18 protein-coding genes are annotated in these 20651 nt (G+C 72.2%); 8 read left to right on the top strand and 10 right to left on the bottom strand.

Annotation, left to right across the window (positions count from 1 at the left end; genetic code table 11):
- Positions 1 to 25: 25 nt before the first annotated feature.
- Genes ACH34S_RS12260 through ACH34S_RS12280 form a run of 5 tightly spaced genes read right to left on the bottom strand, consistent with a single transcriptional unit; the run spans position 26 to position 6043 of the window.
- Complete coding sequence (locus ACH34S_RS12260; RefSeq protein WP_395952667.1) at positions 26 to 1165, bottom strand: acyl-CoA dehydrogenase family protein; 1140 nt, start codon at positions 1163 to 1165, stop codon at positions 26 to 28.
- The gene (locus ACH34S_RS12265; protein ID WP_395952668.1) at positions 1129 to 2316 is read right to left on the bottom strand and encodes an alpha/beta fold hydrolase; all 1188 of its coding nucleotides are present in this window, start codon (positions 2314 to 2316) and stop codon (positions 1129 to 1131) included. Before ACH34S_RS12265 ends, ACH34S_RS12260 begins: the two co-directional genes overlap by 37 nt.
- Positions 2313 to 3407, bottom strand: coding sequence for a homogentisate 1,2-dioxygenase (locus tag ACH34S_RS12270; RefSeq protein WP_395952669.1), 1095 nt, complete (start codon positions 3405 to 3407; stop codon positions 2313 to 2315). The genes ACH34S_RS12265 and ACH34S_RS12270 overlap by 4 nt, the downstream gene beginning before the upstream one ends.
- Before the next feature lie 17 nt (positions 3408 to 3424).
- Complete coding sequence (locus ACH34S_RS12275) at positions 3425 to 4657, bottom strand: acyl-CoA dehydrogenase family protein (RefSeq protein ID WP_395952670.1); 1233 nt, start codon at positions 4655 to 4657, stop codon at positions 3425 to 3427.
- A gap of 3 nt (positions 4658 to 4660) precedes the next feature.
- On the bottom strand, positions 4661 to 6043 hold the full coding sequence (locus tag ACH34S_RS12280; protein WP_395952671.1) for a 4-hydroxyphenylacetate 3-hydroxylase N-terminal domain-containing protein: 1383 nt from the start codon (positions 6041 to 6043) through the stop codon (positions 4661 to 4663).
- A 191-nt stretch (positions 6044 to 6234) separates the two neighbouring features.
- Here ACH34S_RS12280 and ACH34S_RS12285 point away from each other — a divergent pair, with 191 nt between their 5' ends.
- The gene (locus ACH34S_RS12285; protein ID WP_395952672.1) at positions 6235 to 6858 is read left to right on the top strand and encodes a TetR/AcrR family transcriptional regulator; all 624 of its coding nucleotides are present in this window, start codon (positions 6235 to 6237) and stop codon (positions 6856 to 6858) included.
- A gap of 28 nt (positions 6859 to 6886) precedes the next feature.
- Here the strand turns inward: ACH34S_RS12285 and ACH34S_RS12290 are convergent, their stop codons facing one another.
- Positions 6887 to 7858: a hydroxymethylglutaryl-CoA lyase gene (locus ACH34S_RS12290; RefSeq protein WP_395952673.1), complete on the bottom strand. Its 972-nt coding sequence runs from the start codon at positions 7856 to 7858 to the stop codon at positions 6887 to 6889.
- Between the two features lie 221 nt (positions 7859 to 8079).
- On the opposite strand from ACH34S_RS12290, the gene ACH34S_RS12295 reads away from it, so the two are divergent.
- The gene (locus ACH34S_RS12295; protein ID WP_395952674.1) at positions 8080 to 9321 is read left to right on the top strand and encodes a CaiB/BaiF CoA transferase family protein; all 1242 of its coding nucleotides are present in this window, start codon (positions 8080 to 8082) and stop codon (positions 9319 to 9321) included.
- Positions 9322 to 9337: 16 nt separating this feature from the next.
- A complete protein-coding gene (locus ACH34S_RS12300; protein WP_395952675.1) occupies positions 9338 to 10870 on the top strand; it encodes an AMP-binding protein in 1533 nt (510 codons plus the stop codon).
- Here ACH34S_RS12300 and ACH34S_RS12305 read toward each other — a convergent pair.
- The 4 genes from ACH34S_RS12305 to ACH34S_RS12320 form a co-directional block, all read right to left on the bottom strand.
- Complete coding sequence (locus tag ACH34S_RS12305; protein ID WP_395952676.1) at positions 10863 to 11549, bottom strand: TetR/AcrR family transcriptional regulator; 687 nt, start codon at positions 11547 to 11549, stop codon at positions 10863 to 10865. The genes ACH34S_RS12300 and ACH34S_RS12305 overlap by 8 nt on opposite strands.
- Before the next feature lie 131 nt (positions 11550 to 11680).
- Positions 11681 to 12838, bottom strand: coding sequence for an amidohydrolase family protein (locus tag ACH34S_RS12310; protein ID WP_395952677.1), 1158 nt, complete (start codon positions 12836 to 12838; stop codon positions 11681 to 11683).
- A 41-nt stretch (positions 12839 to 12879) separates the two neighbouring features.
- Entirely contained in the window at positions 12880 to 13857 is a 978-nt protein-coding gene (locus ACH34S_RS12315) for an amidohydrolase family protein (RefSeq protein ID WP_395952678.1), read from the bottom strand.
- Positions 13858 to 14129: 272 nt separating this feature from the next.
- A complete protein-coding gene (locus ACH34S_RS12320; RefSeq protein WP_395952679.1) occupies positions 14130 to 15329 on the bottom strand; it encodes an RNA-guided endonuclease InsQ/TnpB family protein in 1200 nt (399 codons plus the stop codon).
- Between the two features lie 110 nt (positions 15330 to 15439).
- On the opposite strand from ACH34S_RS12320, the gene ACH34S_RS12325 reads away from it, so the two are divergent.
- The 5 genes from ACH34S_RS12325 to ACH34S_RS12345 are packed head-to-tail and all read left to right on the top strand — an operon-like array spanning position 15440 to position 20648.
- On the top strand, positions 15440 to 16957 hold the full coding sequence (locus tag ACH34S_RS12325; protein ID WP_395952680.1) for an ABC transporter substrate-binding protein: 1518 nt from the start codon (positions 15440 to 15442) through the stop codon (positions 16955 to 16957).
- Between the two features lie 33 nt (positions 16958 to 16990).
- Entirely contained in the window at positions 16991 to 17950 is a 960-nt protein-coding gene (locus tag ACH34S_RS12330; protein ID WP_395952681.1) for an ABC transporter permease, read from the top strand.
- Positions 17947 to 18837 carry an ABC transporter permease gene (locus ACH34S_RS12335; protein ID WP_395952682.1) on the top strand — a complete coding sequence of 297 codons (891 nt, stop codon included), beginning with the start codon at positions 17947 to 17949 and terminating at the stop codon, positions 18835 to 18837. Before ACH34S_RS12330 ends, ACH34S_RS12335 begins: the two co-directional genes overlap by 4 nt.
- A complete protein-coding gene (locus ACH34S_RS12340) occupies positions 18830 to 19864 on the top strand; it encodes an ABC transporter ATP-binding protein (RefSeq protein ID WP_395952683.1) in 1035 nt (344 codons plus the stop codon). The genes ACH34S_RS12335 and ACH34S_RS12340 overlap by 8 nt, the downstream gene beginning before the upstream one ends.
- Entirely contained in the window at positions 19857 to 20648 is a 792-nt protein-coding gene (locus ACH34S_RS12345) for an ABC transporter ATP-binding protein (RefSeq protein WP_395952684.1), read from the top strand. The genes ACH34S_RS12340 and ACH34S_RS12345 overlap by 8 nt, the downstream gene beginning before the upstream one ends.
- Positions 20649 to 20651: the final 3 nt, after the last annotated feature.

A 20651-nucleotide genomic window follows, 5' to 3' on the forward strand; every position in this document is an offset into this window, starting at 1 on the left:
TGTCCTTTCACGATCGTCTCGGAGATCAGCTGACGGGGGCGCGGGTGAGCAGCGACAGGCAGCCGGCGGTCACGGCGTCGTCCCGCAGCCGGGACGGGGCGCCCTCCAGCGCCGACGACGCCCGCGCCCGCCGGAAGTACAGGTGGGCGTCGTGCTCCCAGGTGAACCCGATGCCGCCGTGCACCTGGATCAGCGCGTCGGCGGCGCCGTCGAACGCCTCGGACGCTTCGGCCTTGGCCAGCAGGACGAGCCGGTGCGCCGCCTCGCCTTCACCCGAGTCGATCGCCTTGGCGGCGGCGAGCACCAGCGCCCGCGCCCCGGCGACCGCGATCGCGACCCGCGCGCAGCGGTGCTGGATCGCCTGGTAGCCGCCGATGACCTGGCCGAACTGCGTACGGATCTTCGCGTAGTCCACCATCTGCGCGAGGCAGCCCTGCGCGCCGCCGACCTGCTCGGCGGCCAGCAGCAGCCGGGCGGCGTCCCGCGTCCGATCGAGCGCGCCGGTGTCACCGGGGACCGCGGGCACGGCCCGCAGCTCGAGGTCCGCCAGGCCGGCGGTCAGGTCGGTGGCCTGGACGGCCCGCCGGGCGACGTCGCCCTCCGCCAGCCGGGCCAGCACGGGGACGAGCCCCTGCGGTGAGTCGGCAAGGGTGAGCAGCACGTCCGCCGACATGCCGTGGGTGACGGCACGCACCGTCCCGGAAACACGCCCGCCGGAGAGCACCAGCCCCGGGGCCCGGCCGGCGAACGACTGCGGCATTCCGGCGATCTCGGTGCCGTCCAGCAGGGCCCCGGCGCCGTCCGGCAGGCTCGCGCCGGGGAGGCCGAGCGTCCAGGCGGCGAGGACGGACGCCCGCACCGGCCCCGGGTAGAGGCACGCGCCCGCCTCTTCGAGTGCCGCGGTCAGATGGACGAGCCCGAGGCCGAGACCGCCCGCCGCCTCCGGCCCGGCCATCGCGACCAGGCCGACATCCCCGGCGAGGGCCCGCCAGCGGTCGCGGTCGAAGCCGTCCTCGCCGAACGCGGCCGCGTCGTCGCGCAGCGCCCTCGCCTCGTCCAGCACGGAGGAGCCGGCGAAGTACGCGCGCAGCGCGGACCGCACCTCCTCCGGGCTCAGCAGTTCCTCGCTCACTTCGCGCCCGCCCAGCCCCGCTCGGCCAGCCACCCGGTGATCGTGTCGACGGCCTCCGCCAGGTACGGGCGCTGGCTCCGGCCCGAGTAGTAGTGGTTGGCGCCCTGGACGGTGTGCAGCGTCCTGTCCTTGTGCCCGACCGCCTCGTAGAGCCTTCGCGTGTGGCTCGGGGTGCAGGCGTCGTCGGCGGAGTTGCCGATGACGAGCGTCGGGATCTCCAGGTCGGCGGCGCAGCGGAGCCCGTCGCCGTTGGCGTCGTCGTAGCTCCACTGCGACAGCCAGCTCCGCAGCGTGGAGAAGCGCGCCAGCCCCACCGGCCCCATGTTCACGACCTTGGGATCGCCCAGGTAGCACCGGCCGGGACGCCGGTCGTTGGGGTCGACGGCCGGGTCCAGCCAGCGCGGGTCGGCCATCGTGCCGTGGGTGACGAATCCCCGCTCCTCCAGGGGCCGCCCGCTGCCGCGCAGGTCCTCCAGCGTCTCCTTGACCCATGCGGTGATCCGCCGGTTGCGGTCGATCTGCGCCTGCCGGTACCGGGTGAGGAACTCCTCGGTGTACGGCGGCTGGTTCGGGTTGTCGGGGTCGTAGAGGTCGAGTTCGGGGTCGCGGTTCTCCGGGTCGCGCTCGTCCAGGATGGAGGCGTCCATCCATTCGGTGAGCGTGCCGTGCCTGCTGATGTGCGCGGCGAGCAGCATCAGGCCGTCCGCGGGTTGCAGCCCCAGCTTGGTCAGGTCGGGCGCCTCACCGGCGGGGGTGGCGGTGACGGTCGGCGACTGCGCCTGCTGCTGGTAGTACAGCGACAGCGAGCCGCCGCCGCTCCAGCCGCCGAGGATCACGTTGCGGTAGCCGAGCCGCTCGCGGGCGTCCCGGACGCAGGCCCCGAGGTCCTGGACGACCTTCTCCATGATCAGCGCGCTGTCCACGCCGCGGTACCGGCTGTTGCAGTAGATGACGTGGTGCCCCGCCCGGGGCAGTGCGTTGGACATCGGCAGGTAGGCGCCCCCGCCGATCGGGTGCATGAAGACGATCACCGTGTCGGACGGGACGCCGCGCGGCTTGAGCAGGTAGCTCTCCAGCACCACGTCCTCGACCACGCCGCCGTAGGTGTCGCGGTACGCGGAGTCGTCCTTGAAGATCACCAGGTACGGGACGCGGTCGTACTCGTGGCGGTCGGCGGCGGTCATGCGCCCTCCCCGGGGGCCGCGTCCAGCAGGGCCCGGCTCGGGGTGAGCCGGCGGCGGGTGTCGATCGCGATGACCTTCCACTCCACGCGCTGGTCGACGTCGAACCTGCGCCGCGACCGCTCCCGCGCCCGTTCCGGAATGCCGTGGTGGATGCCCTGCGGGACGACGGAGAGCAGCCCCTCCGGCATGTCCACGCCGAACACGCTCCCGCCGTGGTAGAACGCGACCTCGTCGTAGTCGACGTTGCGGTGGTACCAGGGAATGCGCTCCACGCCCGGGACCAGCTCGGCCGGACGCGGCAGGAAGTTCATCACGTACACGCCGGTGGCCTGCATGAACAGGTGCACCGTGGGCGGCAGGTGGACGCTCTCCGACGTGATCACGTCGTAGTCGTCGACGTTGAACGTGAAGGCGACGTTGTCGCCCCGCCAGCCCTCCGCGTCCAGCGGATGGTGGGGGGTGAACAGCGACGTCCGGCCGCCGAGGTGGCGGAGGCGGATCTCGTGCTCGTCCCGCCGCGGCTCCTCGAACACCTCGGGCTCGGGGATCGTGATCAGCGCGGGGTCGTAGGGGAAGTACCGGCCGATCGAGCCCGCCTCGGGCACCCGGAACTCCTCCCGCGCCTCGACGATGAGCAGGTGCGACTCACCGTCCGGTACCTGCCGGTACGTCGTCGCCTTCGGCAGGTAGACGTAGTCGCCCGGACGGTAGGCCAGCCGCCCGAACTCGGTCTCGAAGTGCCCGGTGCCCTTGTGGACGAAGTAGAGCTCGTCGCCGTCGACGTTGCGCTCGTAGAACGGCGCCGCCTGCCCGCGGCGGCTGAGCAGGATGCGGCAGTCGTCGTTGCTCAGCAGCGGCAGCGGCTCGCCCGCCGCGTCGTGCAGGTCGCTCGGTTCGAGCGTCCCGGTCTGGACGTCCAGGGGACGCAGATCGCCCTCGACCCGGTACCTGGACGGGTCGTTGCGGCGGTAGAAGAAGGTGGTCCGGCCGGTGAACCCGGACCTGCCCATCTCGTCTTCCTTCAGCCCGTCCAGGTCGCGGTGGACCTGGCGTGGCGTGGTTCCCTTGCGCAGTTGGATGAAGGATTCCATCGTGTGCCGTCCTAAAGTCAGCCCGGCTTGGGCGGCCGGGGGAGGCCGAGCCCGCGCTGGGCGATGATGTTGAGCTGGATCTCGTCGGTGCCGCCCGCGATGTGCATGGCCGGGGCGCCGAGGACGAACTCCGACCAGGCGTAGGCGTCCGGTTCGCCGCCGTCGGTGAACGCGCGCTCGCCGAGCACCTCGGCCGCCAGCGCGGCGATCTCGTCCACGGCCCGGGTCATGAGCATCTTCAGGACAGACCCGGACACCGACTCCGTCCTGTGGCCCCAGGAGCCGGGCGGCAGGGCGGCGGCGGCGCGCATCGCGGTGACCGCGGCGACGGTCCGGGCGATCCGCGGCCGGTGGACCGGATCGTCCGCCGCGCCGAGCCGCTCGACCAGTGCCGCCAGCCGTTCCAGCACGTACGGGCTGACCGGGCCGTCGCCGCCGATCATGGTCTCGCGCTCGCTGCCGAGGCTGGTCCCGGCGACCCGCCAGCCCTCGCCGACGCCGCCGACGCGGTGGGAGTCGGGGACGCGCACGCCGTCCAGGAACACCTCGTTGAACGCGGACCCGCCGGTCATCTGCCGGATCGGCCGGACGGTCACGCCGGGCGCGTGCATGTCCACCAGGAACACCGTCAGCCCGCCGTGCTTGCCGGCCGCCGGGTCGGTGCGGACGAGCGCCTCGCCGACGTCCGCGAGGTGGCCCATCGACGTCCACACCTTCTGGCCGGTGAGGACCCAGTCTTCGCCGTCCCGGACGGCCCGGGTGGCGACGCCCGCGAGGTCGGAGCCGGCGCCGGGCTCGGAGAACAGCTGGCAGCCGATGATGTCGGCGCGGTAGAGCGCGGTCAGCATCCGCCGCCGCAGCTCCGCCGTGCCGTGCGCGTCGATCGCGGGCGCGACGATGTGCAGCCCGACGAACAGCATCTCCCGGGACGGGAAGCCCATGTCGGTGAGCAGCCCGTCGACGATCTGGTCGTGCTCGCGGGTCAGCCCGCGCCCGCCGCAGTCGGCCGGACCGCTCGGCCAGGCCAGCCCGGCGTCGAACAGCCGCGCCTGGAGCCGCCTGGCCTGCTTGACCTGGAGTTCGTGGCCCTCGCCCAGCTCCTCCACGGCGGCGATCCGGTCGGACGCGCGGCGTCCCCCGGCGGGCCCGGCGGCCGCGTCGCCGGTGAACTCGCCGGCGATCGAGCGCAGGAACCGCTCGGCCTCCGCGCGGAAGGCGTCCAGGCTGAGGGAGTCGTTGTCGTTCGGCACCGTTCAGTCCTCTGCGAGCCCGGCGAGCTTGAGCGCCAGGGTCTTCGCGTCGTCCATCGGGTAGTGCTTGCGGGCCACCAGCCGCTGCGCGTACAGCCCGCCGCCGGACTGGAGCATGGTGACCAGCTGCCAGCCGCCGTAGGCGTCGGCGGTGAAGTCGCGGATCGCGTGGAACAGCCGGGTGCGGTACTCGCCGTCGATGCCGTCCTTGGTCCGCATGTACTTGCGGATGAACGGGCCGACCTCCGCGTGCTCCAGATCGGCGACGGACGGCGCGGTGACGATCGCCCCGCCGCCGATGTCGTGCAGATGCCGGATCATCGTGCTGAACTCGGCGGCGCCGTAGTGCTTGGCGGCGTTGGTGTACAGCTCGCTCGGGAAGTACCAGCCCTCCGGGCTGGCCTCGGCGTTGGCGATGGCCGCCTCCAGGGAGCCGCGCACCAGCGTGGCGTAGATGACCATCTCGGCGATCTTCTCGCGGATGTGCGAGACGCGGTCGGTGCCGTTGGCCTCGGCGATGAGCTGCGCCAGCCCGACCAGGGTGTCGCCGTACTCGGCCAGGTGCGCGGTCCCGCCGAGCCGCTCCCACAGCCCGAGGGAGTGCGCGAACGTCGCGGAGTGCTCGATCTCGCCCGCGAGGAACACCCGCTCGTTGGGGACGAAGACGTCGTCGAGGATGACGAAGCCCTCCGGCATGTTGTGCCGGGAGCTGACCGGGAAGTCGGCCAGCCGCTCGCGCGGCGCGTAGCTGGTGTTGACGATCGTCACGCCCGGCGCGTTCACCGGGATCGCGCACGCGACCGCCCAGTCCTCCTCGCCCGGCTTCATGTTCTTGGTCGGCATCACCACCAGCTCGTGGCTGACCGCCGCCGACGAGATGTGCAGCTTGGCGCCGCGGACGACGATGCCGTCCGGGCGGCGCTCGACGATGCGGGTGTAGACGTCGGGGTCGTCCTGCGCGCTCGGCGGGCGCTTGCGGTCGCCCTTGGCGTCGGTGATCGCCTGCACGCAGCGCAGGTCGTTGTCGCGGCAGTGGGCGAAGTAGTCCTCGATCCGCCGCGCGTACTCGGCGTCGGCCGGGCGGATCCGGGCCGCCGCGGTGAGCAGCGCCAGCAGCCCCTGGGACGTGGTGACGGTGACCATGTCCCAGCCGAGGAGCAGTTCCAGGATGTCCTTCAGGTCCGCGGGGCTGCGCGGGATCTTGAAGTAGGGGCCGCTGGCGTCGTCCCCGGGGCGGTGATGCCGGTCGTACCCGGCACCCACCAGCTTCAGCGCGGTGGCGAACTGCGGGTGGGTGGTCAGGTCCTTGATGTCCTCGCCCTCGGCGACGATCCGTCTGCCGTCGTCGAGTGAGGCGAGGTACTCCTCCCCGGTCATCATCGCCATGGGTGCGTCCCTTCGATCGGCCGTCCGGTCGTGCGGCGGGCACGCCGCGTGCTGCGGATAATACTGATGCTAAATTCAGTTTTAGTCAACGGGGTGCGGAACGCGTCCTGGGCGGGCGCCGATCCTCTAAACTTCGGTTCACATCACCAGGTGCGCGGGAGCGGTCCGCCGTCATCAGAAGGGGTTGCAGGATGCCTGCGAGGCCACCCACGCCCAAGGGCCGGCGGACCGAGGCGGCGTTCCTGGACGCGGCGCGGAAGGTCTTCGCGGAGCAGGGCTACTTCAACGCCAAGATCTCCGACATCGCGCGCGCGGCGGGCAAGTCCCCCGGCTCGTTCTACAACTACTACGAGAACAAGGAAGAGCTGCTCGAAGCGCTGCTGGAGCAGTTCTCCGTCGAGGTCCTCGAGAGCTCGTTCCAGGCGCAGGGCGACGACCCGCTGGAGGGCATCCGCGGCGCCGTCCGGGCCTACTGGACCACCTACCGCAAGTACCTCGCCGAGATGGTGGGCGTGTTCCAGATGTCCATGACGGACGAGACCTTCGCGCAGCGGTGGCGGGAGCAGCGCGCCATCGGCATCCGCGTGGTCCGGGCGGGCATCAGGAACGCGGAGCGGTCGGGATACCGCGTCGGCGCCGCGCCCGGGCTCCTCGCCTCGGCGATCGTCTCGGTGCTGGAGTCGTTCTGCTGGGTCTGGATGGTGTCGGGTGGCGACACCGACGTGGACGCCCCCGACGACGAGGCCGCGATCGAAACGCTCAGCCAGCTGTGGTACCGCGCGGTCTACCACCACGACCCCGAGACCAAGGGCTGAATCCGCAGACCGGCCGTCGCCGTGGCGGTCAGCCCGCGGCCACCGGCAGCCTGGGTCCGGCGCGCATGATCTGGCCCGGCAGCTCGCGTCCGGTGAGCTCCTCGGCGAGCCGCGCGGCACCGACCAGCCCGGAGAGGTCGAGGCCGGTGGCAGAGCCCAGCTCATGCGCCAGATGGACGAAGTCCTCGGTGCTGATGTTGCCGCGGGCCGACGGCGGCGCGAACGGGCAGCCGCCCATCCCGGCGACCGAGGCGTCGAACAGCGTGACCCCGAGCGTGAGCGCGGTCAGCGCGTTGGCCATGCCGAGGGCGCGGGTGTCGTGCAGGTGGAGCCCGACGGGACGGCCGTCCGCGGCGGATCGCGCGACGGGCGCCAGGGAGGCGATCGACGCGGGCGTGGCCATGCCGGTCGTGTCGGCGAGGAAGACCTCGCCGGCGCCCTCCCGGACCGCAAGACTCACCAGCGAGAGCACGGTCTCGGCGGGGACGTCGCCGGCATAGGGGCAGCCGAACGCGGTGGCGACGACGACGCTCAGCGGCGTCCCGGCCTCTCCGGCGAGCCCCGCGACGCGATGCAGCTCGCGCGCCGACTCCTCGGTGGTCATCCGCACGTTGCGCTCGTTGAACGTGCTGCTCGCCGCGACGACGAACACCAGGCGGTCGACGGCGCCGGTGCCGATCGCCCGCTCGGCGCCGCGGCCGTTGGGCACCAGCGCCTCGACCGACACTCCCGGGAGGTCGCGCACCGCGCGGACCACCTCCTCCGCGTCCGCCATCTGCGGGACGGCGCGCGGGCTGACGAACGACGCCGCCTCGATCCGCCGCACCCCCGCCGCCGCGATGGCGCGGATCAGCCGTACCTTGTCCTCGACGGTCAGCGTGACGTCGATGTTCTGCAGCCCGTCCCGGGGGCCGACCTCCCGGACCTCGATCGCGGCGGGCAGCCGCTCCGGCCAGTTCCAGGGCAGCGGGGAGGGTGAGTCGGCGGACTGGACGGGCATGCGGGTTCCCTTCTGGGGCGGCGGCGATGGGCCGGGCGCCGGCGCGATGGTTGCCCGGAGCCGACCACCAAGACTAATTTCAGATTCAGAAAAATCAAGACCGCTGCCGCCTGTCAAGGGATTGCGCCAGAGCCAAGACTGAGACTAGTTTCAGTTTCAGTTTGTTAGAAGGGATCGATCTCCGTGCCCCACCGCTCGCCCGTCCGGCCATGGGACGCCCCGTGAGCCGCACTCCCCTCGACGGCGTCCGGGTCCTCGAACTCGGCAGCTTCATCGCCGGCCCGTTCGCCGGCCAGCTCCTCGGCGACTACGGCGCCGAGGTCGTCAAGATAGAGCCCTGCGACGGCGACGCCATGCGCCGCTGGGGCCTCATGCGGGACGGCCAGTCGCTGTGGTGGGCCCAGCTCGCCCGCAACAAGCGCTCCGTGGCCGTCGACCTGCGCGATCCGCGCGGCCGTGACCTGGTGCGGCGGCTGGCGGGCAAGGCCGACGTCGTGGTCGAGAACTTCGCCCCGGGCAGGCTCGCCGCCTGGGGCCTGGACTACCCCGCGCTCTCGGCCGCGAACCCGAGGCTGATCATGGCGCATGTGTCCGGCTTCGGGCAGAGCGGGCCGCGGTCGCACGACCGGGGGTTCGGCAGCGTGGGCGAGGCGATGGGCGGGATCCGCGCCCTCACCGGGCATCCCGACCGTCCCCCGACGCGCGTCGGGGTCAGCCTCGGCGACGCGCTGGCCGGCATGTTCGCCGTGATGGGGGTGCTCGCCGCGCTGCAGGAGCGCCACCGCAGCGGGCGCGGCCAAGAGATCGACGTCGCGCTGTACGAGGCCGTGTTCGCGCTGATGGAGTCCACGCTGGCCGAACACGAGCTCGCCGGATCCACCCGGACGCGCACCGGCAGCACGCTGCCGGGGGTGGCGCCGTCCAACGTCTACCGGGCGGCCGACGGCGGCGAGCTGCTGATCGCCGCCAACGGGGACGCGCTGTTCGCCCGCCTCTGCGCGGCGATGGACGCCCCGGAGCTGGCCGCCGACCCCCGGTTCGCCACGCACCAGGCCCGCGGCCGGAACATGGCCGAGCTGGACGCCATCGTCGGCGGCTGGGTCGCCGGGCTCCCGCTGGAGGAGGCCGAGCGGCTGCTGGACGAGCACGCGGTCCCCCGCGGCCGGATCTACACCCCGGCGGACATGCTCGCCGACGCGCACTACGCCGCCCGGGAGATGATCGTGCGGCTCACCGACCCGGGCACCGGCCTGGAGATCCCGATGCCGGGCGTCGTGCCGAAGCTGAGCCGGACGCCGGGCGCGGTCCGCACCCCCGGCCCGATCCTCGGCGCCGATACCACGCGGGTGCTGCGAGAGTGGGCCGGGTGCCCGGAGAAGGAGATCGACCTGCTGGCCTCCCGGGGGGTCGTCCGCCGCGCGGACGCCGCCGCTCCCCTTCCCACCTCCGCCGTCCGGCACTAGCAAGGGAGAATCGAGGATGCGCACCACCGAGGCCCTCGTCCGCGGGCACGCCGAGCAGCGGCCGGACGCCGTCGCCTTCGCCGGCCATGACGGCCCGCCGCTCACCTACCGGGACGTGGACGACGCCGCCGACCGGATCGCCGGCGGGCTGCGCGCCGCCGGGATCGGGCCCGGCGACCGGGTGGCCTGGCTCGGCCGCAACCATCCCGACTACGCCCTGCTGCACCTGGCGGCCGAACGCGTGGGCGCGGTGACCAACCCGCTCAACTGGCGGCTGTCGGCCCGCGAGCTGACCGCGGTGGTCGCGGACGCGGGGCCGGGGATCCTCGTCGTCCAGGAGGAGTTCGAGCCGCTGCTGCGGGACTCGCTGCCCGCGGACGCGACCGCGCCCGTCGTCGTCATCCGCGGCGGGGGCGCGGACGGCGGTTTCCGCGCCTGGTACGGCGGCTTCCCCGCGGAACCGGGCGCGCGGGGCACCCGGGAGGGCGACGGGACGCTGCTGTACTACACCTCCGGCACGAGCGGACGGGCCAAGGGCGTCCTCTACGAGGCCGGGCGCTGGGTGAAGGCGCTGGACGCCTACCCGGGGTGGGAGTGGCCGGAGTCCCCCGCCCTGCTGATCGTCGCGCCGGTGTTCCATGTCGCCGGAGGCGTCTGGACGATGTACGGGCTGCGCCTCGGCGCCCGGATCTCGCTGGCCGCCGACGCCTCCCCCGCCCACGTCCTCGGCACGCTGCAGAAGCAGGGCATCACGCACGCGCAGCTCGTCCCGGCGATGCTGCGCGCCATCGTCGACAGCGGGCAGGTGGGCGCGCACGACCTGTCGGCGCTGCGGCTGGTCGCCTACGGCAGCTCCCCGATCACCCCCGCGCTGCTGAAGGCGGCGCGGGCGGCGCTGGGCTGCGACTTCGTCCAGGTCTACGGGCTGACCGAGACCTGCGGGACGGTCTGCACCCTGGGCGCGGACGAGCATGACGAGGCGGGGCCCCATCTGTCGTCGGCGGGACGTCCGGTGCCCGGCGCCGAGGTCCGGGTCGTCGACCCGATGGGCGGCCACGTCCTGCGACCCGGCGAGGTGGGCGAGGTGACGCTGCGGATGCCCTGGATGATGGCGGGCTACTGGGGCATGCCGGAGAAGACCGCCGAGGTCGTGGACGCGGATGGCTGGTTCCGCAGCGGCGACGCGGGCCACCTGGACGAGTCCGGCCACCTGTACCTGACCGACCGCATCAACGACATGATCGTCAGCGGCGGCGAGAACATCTACCCGGCCGAGGTGGAGAACGTCCTCGCCGAGCATCCGGCGGTACTGGAGGCCGCGGTGGTGGGGCGGCCCGACGAGCGGTGGGGCGAGTCGGTGCTCGCCGTCGTCGTGCCGCGTCCCGGCGCCGAGCCGGACGCCGGCGAGGTGATCGCCTTCTGCCGGGAGCGGCTGGCCCACTACAAGTGCCCGCGCCGCGTGCAGGTGGTGGAGGCGCTGCCGCGCAACGCGTCGGGCAAGATCCTGCGCAGGGAGCTGCGCGGCCGCGGGCCCGCGGTCCCTAGCTGACGCGCGCCGGGGTCGCCGCGTGCAGGGCGGGTTGGGCGGTCTGCCGCTGCCTGCCGTTGCCGTCCGGCGCGTCGTCCGGCGCGGTGAAGAAGACCGTCCGGTACCAGATGGCGGCCAGGGTGCGGATGGCGGTCTCGTCGTCCGGCGCCGGGACGCCCTCGTCGCCGCCGCCGACCATCCACACCCAGCAGAACGACTCCAGCGTGGACACCAGCGCGGAGGCCAGCACCTCGGTGTCGAGGCCCGGGTCGTAGCCCTCGCTGCGGGCCCGGACGATGCCGTCCACGATGCTCCGCACCCCCGCGGCGCGGTTGCGGCGCCACTTGAGCGCGTACTCGGGGTCGGTCATCGACATCTGGAAGACCCCGATCATCTCGGGGAGGTACTTCCGGTAGCCGGACCAGTAGGCGCGCACGGCCTCGACGATGTTCTCGTAGGGGTCGCCCTTGTGGTGCAGCCGGGCGGTGGTGCCCTGGACCTCGGACGAGAACTGGCCGAGCAGCGCTTCGAGCAGCTCTTCCTTGTTGTCGTAGTAGTTGTAGAACGACCCGGCCGAGCGCCCGGCGGCCTCCGCGATGTCGGAGATCTTGGTGTTGAAGTAGCCCTTCTCGGCGAACACCTTGCGCGCGGCCTCCAGGAAGGCCGCCTCGGTGCGCCGGCCCTTCGGGGTGTTAGCCATTCCGCTCGGTCCTCCACTGGGTGCGTGCGCTCGTCATGGCCGGATCCCACATCAAGCTGAACATGAATCTATCATCAGAAAAGAGCCGAAGGCCGGGCCGGACGCCCCACGTCCGGCCCGGCCTTCCCCTCCTAGCGCCGGCCCAGGCCGGACGGCTCGAAGCCGTAGACGCGCTTGGCGTTGGCGATCCGGAGCTTGTACTGGACGTCCTCCGGGAGGCCCGCTATCTGCGCGTCGATGGCCTTGCGGACGTCGGGCCAGATCGAATCGCCGTGCGGGTAGTCGACCTCGCACATCACCGCGTCGGCGCCGAGGTCCTCGATGAACCGGATGCCGACCGGGTCGTCGATGAACGCGCCAAAGACGTTCCTGCCGAAGTAGTCGCTGGGCCGGTGCTCCAGCGTCGAGTCCGCCCAGTCGGGACGGTCGTCGTAGTACCGGTCCATCGTCTGGAGCTGGTACGGGATCCAGCCGATGCTCGCCTCGGAGTAGACGACCCGGAGGCCGGGGAAGCGGTCGAACGCGCCCGAGAAGATGTACTCGGTCATGGAGTACGGCGCGTTCAGCCACACCTCGCTCATGTGGGTGAGGTAGTCGCCGTCCTCGGGGCAGTCCACGCGGGACGACGATCCGATGTGGCAGGACAGCGGGAGGTCCATCTCCTGGGCCGCCGCGAACAGCGGGTCCCAGTAGCGGTCCTTGTCGTACAGGGACGGGAAGCCCTGGTGGTGCGGGCGCTCGGAGAACACCACGCTGCGCACCCCGCGCGGCGCGACCCGCTCCAGCTCCTTCACGGCGAGGGCCGGGTCCCACATCGGGACGAGGACGGCGGGGATCAGCCGTCCCGGCGCGGCCGCGCACCACTCCTCGGTCATGAAGTCGTTGTAGGCCCGGATGCAGGCGTAGGACAGGTCGCGGTCGGTGTTGAGGTTGAGGTACGTCCCGCCGAAGCCCGGCATGGTGGGGAAGCACATGGAGGCGAGCACGCCGGCGGCGTCCATGTCCGCCAGGCGGCGCCCGACGTCGGAGCACCCGTCGTACAGGTCCTCGAACCGGGGGACGATCCGCCGCCGCTCGCTCTCCGCGAGCTGGTCGACCGAGCACATCATCCCGGAGAAGAACCGGACGTCGCCGTCGAAGTCCCAGGCGATGCCCTGGTCCCCGCGCTCGACCACCTTCGGCGCGCGGTCCTTGTACTTGGCGGGGACGCGGGACGTCCACGTGTGAGGCGGCTCGATCACGTGGTCGTCGACTGAGATGACCGCCCATTCCTCTGCTGCTTCTACCATGGCGGGCGCTCCTTCCGGTCGTCGGGAAATGACGGGGGCCGTCAGAGGCCGAGCACGCGCTCGGCGTTGCAGTGGGCGATCTTGGCGCGGTCGGCCGCGCAGATCGGGGCGCCGTCGAGGAACCGCACCGCGACGTCGGTGCGCTCGAAGGGGTAGTCGACGCCGAACATGATGTTGTCGGCGCCGACCGCGGCGATGGCGCCGGTGAGCGCCTCCGCCGAGCACACCCCGGTCGTGGTGATCATGACGTTGCTCTCCAGGTACTCCGAGGGCCGCTTGCCGAGCCGGAGCGTCATGAACTCGTAGCGCGCGTCCAGCCGGGCCTTCTGGAACGGCAGGAACTCGCCCATGTGGCCGAGGATGAGGGTCGCGCCGGGGAAGTCGTCGAAGACGCCCGCGTAGATCAGGCGGAGCGCGTGCGCCCCGGTCTCCGCCGCCCAGCCGAACGTGGGGCCCTTGAGGTACGGGTGACCGCGGAAGACCTGCCAGTCGTCCTGCGGCGGGGCGCCGGGGTGGAGGTACAGCGGGACGCCCAGCTCCTCCAGCTTCTCCCAGACGGGGCGGAACTGCTTCTCGTCGAGGTACCGGCCGAAGGTGTGCCCGTTGACCAGGGCGCCGTTCAGCCCGAGTTCGCCGATCGCCCGGTCCAGCTCGGCGCAGGCCGCGGCCGGGGCCTGGAGGGGCAGCGCCGCCAGGCCCGCGAAGCGGGTGGGGTGGGCGGCGATGGTCGCGGCCAGGAAGTCGTTGGCGGCCCGCGCGTTCGCGATCGCGGTCGCGGTGTCGCGTTCGGCCTGGATCCCGGGGGCGGTCAGGGACAGCACCTGGACGTCGATGCCGTGCGCGTCCATCTCGGGGATGCGGAACTCGGTGAAGTCGGTGAGCCTGCGGTTCCAGCGCTCGACGGCCTCCGCCCGGTAGTGCGGGTTCCCCACCATCCCGCCGACCTCGGAGCCCATGCCGGGCAGGGAGAACGCCTCTTCCAGGGCGATCCGCTTCAGCTTGCCGTTGTCGTCCGTCATCGACGTCAGTATGAAGATGAATTTAGAATTAGTAAACCCTCGAAGGCGCCCGGCCGGCGGAGTGCCCGCAAAGGTTGACCAAGTCAACGAACTCCGGGCGAGACCGAACCCGACCAAACCCTTGCCCACTAGAAAAAAACTGAGTATAAAATCACTTTCAGGGAATCGTCCGGCCATCGTTGCTGGTCGCACCGGATGGCGCGGGATCTTGACTCGATGGTCGGAGCTTGACGTCCTCCTTCGCCTGTAGGCGAGGGATTCCAACCCGTCCGCTACACAGAGAGGAGAACGGGTTGAGGTTCGCGGTTCACCGGCCGGGCCAGCGCCCCGCCTCCCCGCGCAGCCACCGTGCGCCCCACGGCGGTGTCTCGGATGTCGCGTGCGGCGTTGACGTCGGCGTTGTCCCGATGTCCGCAGGCCACGCACCGGAACACCGCTTGGCTCTCGCGGTTCTCCGGGGCGCGGTGCCCCCAGGAATGGCAGGTCTGCGAGGTGCAGGCCGGGTCGACCCGGATCAGGCGTCCAGGGGGCTTGTGCTCCAGGCGGGCGGCGAGCCGACCCCAGCCGTGGGCGAGGATGCCCCGGTTGAGCCCGGCCTTGGCACGTACGCCTGTGCCGGGGGCCTCAAGGGTGCCGCGCGCCGACCGGGTCATGGCGGCAACGTTCAGGTCCTCGACGGCGATGACGTCGAACCGGCGCGCCAGCTCCGTGCTGGTCTTCTCCACCCAGTCGGCGCGGCGGTCACTCTCGCGGGCGCGAAGCCGGGCGATGGCGGCCTTGACACGGGCGCGGCGATTCGACCCCTGCCGGGCGCGGGCCAAGCGGCGCAGCAGCCGGTTCAGCCGCTCCGCCTCACCCGCCCCCAACCCGGGCACCTTCAGGGTCTCGCCCGTCGGCAGAGCAGCCGACACCGCCACACCCCGGTCGACACCGACCACCTCGCCATTGCCAGGGGCGGGGACCGGGTCGGGCACGTGCGCGAACGCGAGATGCCACCGGCCGGCGCGGTCACGCGTCACCCGGAACGACTTCACGCCCGCGGGCACGGGCCGGGACGGGCGGAACCGCACCCACCCCACCTTCGGGACCCGCACCGCACCGATACGACGGGACAACCGCCGCACCTCCCAAGCCCGGCCCCGGGCCCCGACGATCCGAAACCCCTCGTGCACTCCGGCCTTCCGCCAGGTAGGGCGCCGGTGCGTCCCGCCGAAGAAGTTCGCCATCGCTTGGGCGAAGTCCCTGAGCGCCTGCTGCTGCACCGTCTGCGACCCGGCCGCCAGCCACGGGTTGGCCGCGCGGGCCTCGGTCAACTGACGGGCCTGGACGCCATACCCCGGGGCAGGGCCGCGACGCGGCGTCCACCAGGTGTGCTGCTCCTCCGCCAGATTCCACACATACCGGGCATGCCCGCAATGCTCCAGCAGCCCTGCCTCCTGGGCGGGGGTCGGGCACAGCCGGTACCGGGACACGCCCCGCAAGATACCGACCACCACCGACAAGCCAAGGAGACCACCGTGCAGCACCACTCCGCGCCTCCTCCCCGCTCTGAAGGACGGGATTTCCACGCTGTAGGTGTCCGATGAACAGACGGACGGCGCTCGCGGCCGCGGCGGCGGCGCTCCTCGGGCTGACAGCCGCCTGCGGGCCGAGCGAGGGCGGGACCAAGTCGGACGACGGGGTGCTGAAGGTCGGCGCCACCTTCGCCTCGACCACCCTGGACCCCGCCCGGCTGCCCATCCGGCAGATGGCCATGTACACCGCTCCCCTGTACGACTCGCTGACCCTCCTCGGGTCGGACGAGAGCGTCCAGCCGCTGCTCGCCACCAAGTGGACGTCCGGCAGCGACGGCGAAGGCCCCTATCTCGACATGACCCTGCGCGGCGGGCTGACGTTCCCCGACGGCACCGCGTTCACGTCCAAGACGGTGGCGGCCAACGTCAAGCGCTCGCAGACCCTCAAGGGCAGCACCAACGCGCCGCAGCTCGCCGGGGTGACGGTCGAGGAGCGCGGGGCCGCCGAGGTCAGGTTCCGGGCGAAGAGCGGGGTCGGGGCGCTGCCGCGCATCCTCGCCGGCTCGGCCGGGCAGATGATCTCCGACAAGGCGATCGCGGCCGGCACCGACCTGAGCCGCACGTCGGCCGGGATCGGGCCGTTCACGCTCCAGCGCGTCCAGAGCAACCGGGTCGTCTACACCGCCAGCAAGAACTACTGGGACGCGAAGGCCGCGGCGGCCAAGACCCTGGAGATCGACTACCTCGCCGACGACGCCAAGCTCAACGCGGTCCGCTCGGGTGACCTCGACGTCACCATCCTCCCCGAGAAGATGGTCAAGCCCGCGGAGACCGCCGGCTACAAGATCGAGCGCCACATGGGCTCGGAGAACTACACGTTCTCCTTCAACACCGCGATGAAGCCGTTCGACGACGTCCGGGTCCGCCGGGCGGTCGGCTCCGCGCTCGACCGCAAGGCGATCTGCCAGGGCCTGCTGGACGGCAAGTGCGAGCCCAACGGGCAGTTCTTCGGCGCCGGCACCAAGGCCTACGCGCAGGGCGTGGACCTGAGCCTCGTCCCCTTCGACCTCGCGAAGGCCAAGTCGCTGGTCGAGGAGGCCGGCGCGACCGGCGCCAAGGTCGAGATCGTCACGGTCGCGGGCAACCAGGTCTTCGAGCAGCTCGCCACGATCGTGCAGGAGCAGCTGAAGAAGATCGGGCTGAACGCGTCCGTCGCGGCCGTGGCGCCGCCGCAGGTGGTGAGCCGGTTCACGGCGGAGAAGAACGTCGCGATGGCGTTCGGCGCCACCGGGAACGCGTTCGACCCGTCCGACACCCTGGACCGCTACGGCCTCGCCAAGGGCCTCTACAACCCCGGCGGGCTGAAGAACGACAAGGTCGAGAAGCTCGCCAAGGACGCCCTCAAGGAGACCGACCAGGCCAAGCGCATGGCGATCTACCAGGAGATCTCCAAGGTCATCACCGAGAGCATGCTGCTCGTGCCGGTGCTGACCCCGGAGACCGCCTACGTCATCTCGCCGGAAGTGTCCGGCTGGAAGGCGCCCTGGGCGCCGTCGTTCCCGTCGTTCCGCGGCGTCAAGGGCTGATCGGATGCCAGAGACCGTCCGGGGAGTGACGCCATGGCGGCGCTGATCGTCAAGCTGATCGCCAGGCGGCTGCTGGCGGCCGTCCCGATCCTGATCGTCGTCACGTTCGGCACCTACCTGATGCTGTTCTCGATCGGCGACCCGGCGTCGGTGGTCGCCGGGGAGAGCGCCTCGCGGCAGCAGGTGGAGCAGGTCAGGCAGGAGCTCGGCCTCGACCGGCCGCTGGTGGCGCAGTACCTGTCGTGGCTCGGCGACGCGGCGCGCGGCGACCTCGGCGAATCGCTGCACCACCGGGGCTCGGTCACCGCGCTGATCGGGGAGAACCTGGCGCCGACGCTGCTGCTGTCGCTGCTGGCCATGGTGATCGCCGTGGTGACCTCGGTGCTGATGGGCTCGGCGATCAGCCTGCGTCCCGGCGGGCTGCTGGACCGGATCCTGCGCGGGGTCGCGGTCCTCGGGATCGCCGTTCCCAACTTCCTGGTCGGGCTCATGCTCATCCTGGTGTTCGCGGTGTGGCTGCCGTGGCTGCCCGCGGGCGGGTACCGCAGCCCGTCCGAGGTGGGGCTCGGCGAGGCCCTGTGGTACCTGCTGCTGCCCGCGCTCGCGCTGGCGCTGTCGCTGATGTGCCAGCAGCTGCGGACGTTCCGGGCCTCGCTGGTCAAGGAGTACGGCGCCGACTATGTCGGCACCGCCCGGATGAAGGGCGTCTCGCGGCGCGGAATCTTCTTCCGCCATGTGAGCCGCAACGCGTCCGCGCCGCTGGTGACGGTGATCGGCCTGGAGGTCGGGGTGCTGATCACCGGGGCGCTGCTGGTGGAGGTCGTGTTCGCGATCCCCGGGATCGGGACGCTGACGCTGGACGCCGTCCGCGGCCAGGACTTCCCCGTCGTGCAGGCGCTGGTGGCGCTGTTCGCCCTGGTCGTGCTGGGCGCCAACCTGGTCGCCGACCTGGTCGCGTCCTGGCTCAATCCCGAGGCGAGGAGCCGGTCATGAAGGGTGGCGTCGTGGAGGGTGGCGTCGTGGAGGCGCCCGGGGTGGCGGAGGCGGCCCCGGTGAAGACCGTCCCGCGAAGGCGGTCCCTGCGGCTCGGCTGGGGACGGCTCGCGGCGCTGGGCTTCGTCGTCCTGTGCCTGCTCGTGACCGTGCTGGTGCCGTTCCTCCCGGTGGCGGACCCGTCTCGGCAGGACGTGGCCCGGACGCTCGCCGACATCTCCGGCGACCACTGGCTCGGCACGGACCAGCTCGGCCGCGACCTGTTCAGCCGGCTGCTGTGGGGCGTCCACACCTCGATGCTCGCCGCGCTCACCGCGATCGGCGTCGCGGCGGCCGTCGGGGTGCCCACCGGGCTGCTCGCCGGGTACCGCGGCGGCTGGATCGACGGGATCACCGGGCGGATCGCGGACGTCGTCCTCACCGTGCCCGCGCTGATCCTGCTGCTGACGGTGCAGGCCGCGCTGCGCACCGGGATCACGGGGCAGATGGTGACGCTCGGGGTGATCTTCGCCCCGCGGATCTACCGGGTGGTCAGGGCCGAGACGATGCGGCTCGCGGTCAGCCCGTTCGTCACCGCCGGGCGGATGTCCGGCTGCTCGCACACCCGGATCGTGTGGCGCTACCTGCTGCCGGGGGTGCGCGACCAGGTCGCCGTGCAGATCAGCTACCTGCTGGGTCTCGCGCTCGTCGTGGAGGCGGGCATCAGCTTCCTCGGCGTCGGCGTCCAGCCGCCGGGCGCGAGCCTCGGCACGCTGCTGACGGGCGCGTCGGCGATGCTCGCGTCCGAGCCGCGGGTGGTGCTCGTCCCCGCCGTGGTGATCACCGTGCTGATCCTCTGCCTGAACCTGCTCGGGGACGTCGAGGACAAGGAGGAGCGGCATGGCTGACCGGGACGATGGCGGGCCCGCGCTCCGCGTCGACGGCCTGACCGTCGAGCTCGACCGGGGCCACTCCCCCGCCCGGCTCGTGACGGACGTGTCCTTCGCGATCCGGCCGGGCGAGATGGTGGGGCTGGTCGGCGAGTCGGGTTCGGGCAAGAGCCTGACGGCGTCCGCGGTGGCGGGGCTGCTGCCGCGCGGCGTCCGGCTGGCCGGCGGGCGGATCGAGCTGGCCGGTGAGGTCGTGGCCGGGGACGGCGTCAGGCCGCGGCGGCGCGACTCGCTGGCGATGGTGTTCCAGAACCCGATGACCAGCCTCAACCCGTCGATGCGGGTGGGCGACCAGGTCGCCGAGGCGCTGCGGGCGCGCCGGAAGGGCATCTCCCGCCGGGACGCCCGCAAGCGGGCGATACAGATCCTCGACGACGTCGGCATCGACCGGGCGGCGGAGCGGGCGCGGCAGTACCCCTTCGAGTTCTCCGGCGGGATGCGCCAGCGCGTGATGATCGCGATCGCGGTCGCCGGGGACCCGTCGGTGCTGATCGCGGACGAGCCGACCACGGCCCTGGACGTGACCGTCCAGCAGGGCGTGATGGACCTGATCGACCGGCTGCGCCGCGACCTCGGGCTCGCGACCCTGCTCGTCTCCCATGACCTGGCGCTGGTCAGCGAGCGCTGCGACCGGCTGCTGATCATGTACGCGGGCGAGCTGGTCGAGACCGGTAAGACCGCGGCCGTGCTCGGCGACGCCCTGCACCCCTACGTGAACGCGCTCGCCCGCTGCATCCCGGAGCGCGCCATCGAGCTGGGCACGATCCGGTCCCTGCCCGGGACGGTGCCCCAGCCGGGGCAGATCGCGTCGGGGTGCCGGTTCCTGCCGCGCTGCTCGTTCGGCATCGACGCCTGCGCCGAGCATCATCCGCCGCTCGCCGAGCACGAACCCGGGCGGAGCGTCCGGTGCCTGCGCGCCGGGGAGCCCGCTCTCGCCGGCGACCCCGATGACCGGGTCACGACGCGGAAGGACGCCGATGTCTGAGGCACTGCTCGAAGTCGAGGCGGTCACCAAGACCTACCGCACCGGCGGCTGGCCGCGCCGCGGCAGGCCGGTCGTCGCGGTCGGCGGGGTGAGCCTCGCCATGGCCGCCGGGGAGTCGCTCGGGGTCGTCGGGGAGTCGGGGTCGGGCAAGTCCACGCTGGCGGGGATCATCTGCGGCCTCACCCGTCCGGACGCGGGCCGGGTGCGGATCGCCGGGCGCGACATCCACGCGGGCCGCCGCGTCGACCGGGAGGTATGGCGCACGGTCCAGATGGTGTTCCAGGACCCGTACACCTCGCTGAACCCCTACATGACGGTCGAGGAGATCGTCGCGGAGCCGCTGCGGCTGTGGCGGGAGCTGCCGGCCGCGGACGCCCGCGAGCGCGCCGCGGAGATCCTCGACCGGGTGGGGCTGGGCTCGCAGGTGGCGTCGCGGCGGCCGGCCAGCCTGTCGGGCGGGCAGCGGCAGCGGGCCTCGATCGCGCGGGCGCTCGCGGTCTCCCCCGAGCTGATGGTGCTGGACGAGTCCGTCTCGGCCCTGGACGTCTCCGTCCAGGCGCAGATCCTCCAGCTCCTGCTGGAGCTGAAGCGGGAGGACGGGCTGTCCTACCTGCTGATCAGCCACGACATCAGCGTGATCCGGCTGGTCTGCGACCGGGTGCTGGTGATGAACGAGGGCGCGGTCGTCGAGGAGTGCACCGCGGAGGGCCTCACCGAGGAGGCCGCGCGGCACCCGTACACCAAGCGGCTGCTGTCCGCGGTGCCCGAACTGGTGGTGAGCTGAGCC

This window comes from Actinomadura sp. 3N508, assembly GCF_044326375.1.
Classification (GTDB): domain Bacteria; phylum Actinomycetota; class Actinomycetes; order Streptosporangiales; family Streptosporangiaceae; genus Spirillospora.

Coding starts and splice junctions, on each gene's coding strand:
- ACH34S_RS12315 (WP_395952678.1), bottom strand. CDS start 13,857: ATGACGGACGACAACGGCAAGCTGAAGCGGATCGCCCTGGAAGAGGCG.
- ACH34S_RS12300 (WP_395952675.1), top strand. CDS start 9,338: ATGCGCACCACCGAGGCCCTCGTCCGCGGGCACGCCGAGCAGCGGCCG.
- ACH34S_RS12265 (WP_395952668.1), bottom strand. CDS start 2,316: ATGACCGCCGCCGACCGCCACGAGTACGACCGCGTCCCGTACCTGGTG.
- ACH34S_RS12310 (WP_395952677.1), bottom strand. CDS start 12,838: ATGGTAGAAGCAGCAGAGGAATGGGCGGTCATCTCAGTCGACGACCAC.
- ACH34S_RS12290 (WP_395952673.1), bottom strand. CDS start 7,858: ATGCCCGTCCAGTCCGCCGACTCACCCTCCCCGCTGCCCTGGAACTGG.
- ACH34S_RS12335 (WP_395952682.1), top strand. CDS start 17,947: ATGAAGGGTGGCGTCGTGGAGGGTGGCGTCGTGGAGGCGCCCGGGGTG.
- ACH34S_RS12330 (WP_395952681.1), top strand. CDS start 16,991: ATGGCGGCGCTGATCGTCAAGCTGATCGCCAGGCGGCTGCTGGCGGCC.
- ACH34S_RS12340 (WP_395952683.1), top strand. CDS start 18,830: ATGGCTGACCGGGACGATGGCGGGCCCGCGCTCCGCGTCGACGGCCTG.
- ACH34S_RS12270 (WP_395952669.1), bottom strand. CDS start 3,407: ATGGAATCCTTCATCCAACTGCGCAAGGGAACCACGCCACGCCAGGTC.
- ACH34S_RS12305 (WP_395952676.1), bottom strand. CDS start 11,549: ATGGCTAACACCCCGAAGGGCCGGCGCACCGAGGCGGCCTTCCTGGAG.
- ACH34S_RS12325 (WP_395952680.1), top strand. CDS start 15,440: ATGAACAGACGGACGGCGCTCGCGGCCGCGGCGGCGGCGCTCCTCGGG.
- ACH34S_RS12285 (WP_395952672.1), top strand. CDS start 6,235: ATGCCTGCGAGGCCACCCACGCCCAAGGGCCGGCGGACCGAGGCGGCG.
- ACH34S_RS12345 (WP_395952684.1), top strand. CDS start 19,857: ATGTCTGAGGCACTGCTCGAAGTCGAGGCGGTCACCAAGACCTACCGC.
- ACH34S_RS12280 (WP_395952671.1), bottom strand. CDS start 6,043: ATGGCGATGATGACCGGGGAGGAGTACCTCGCCTCACTCGACGACGGC.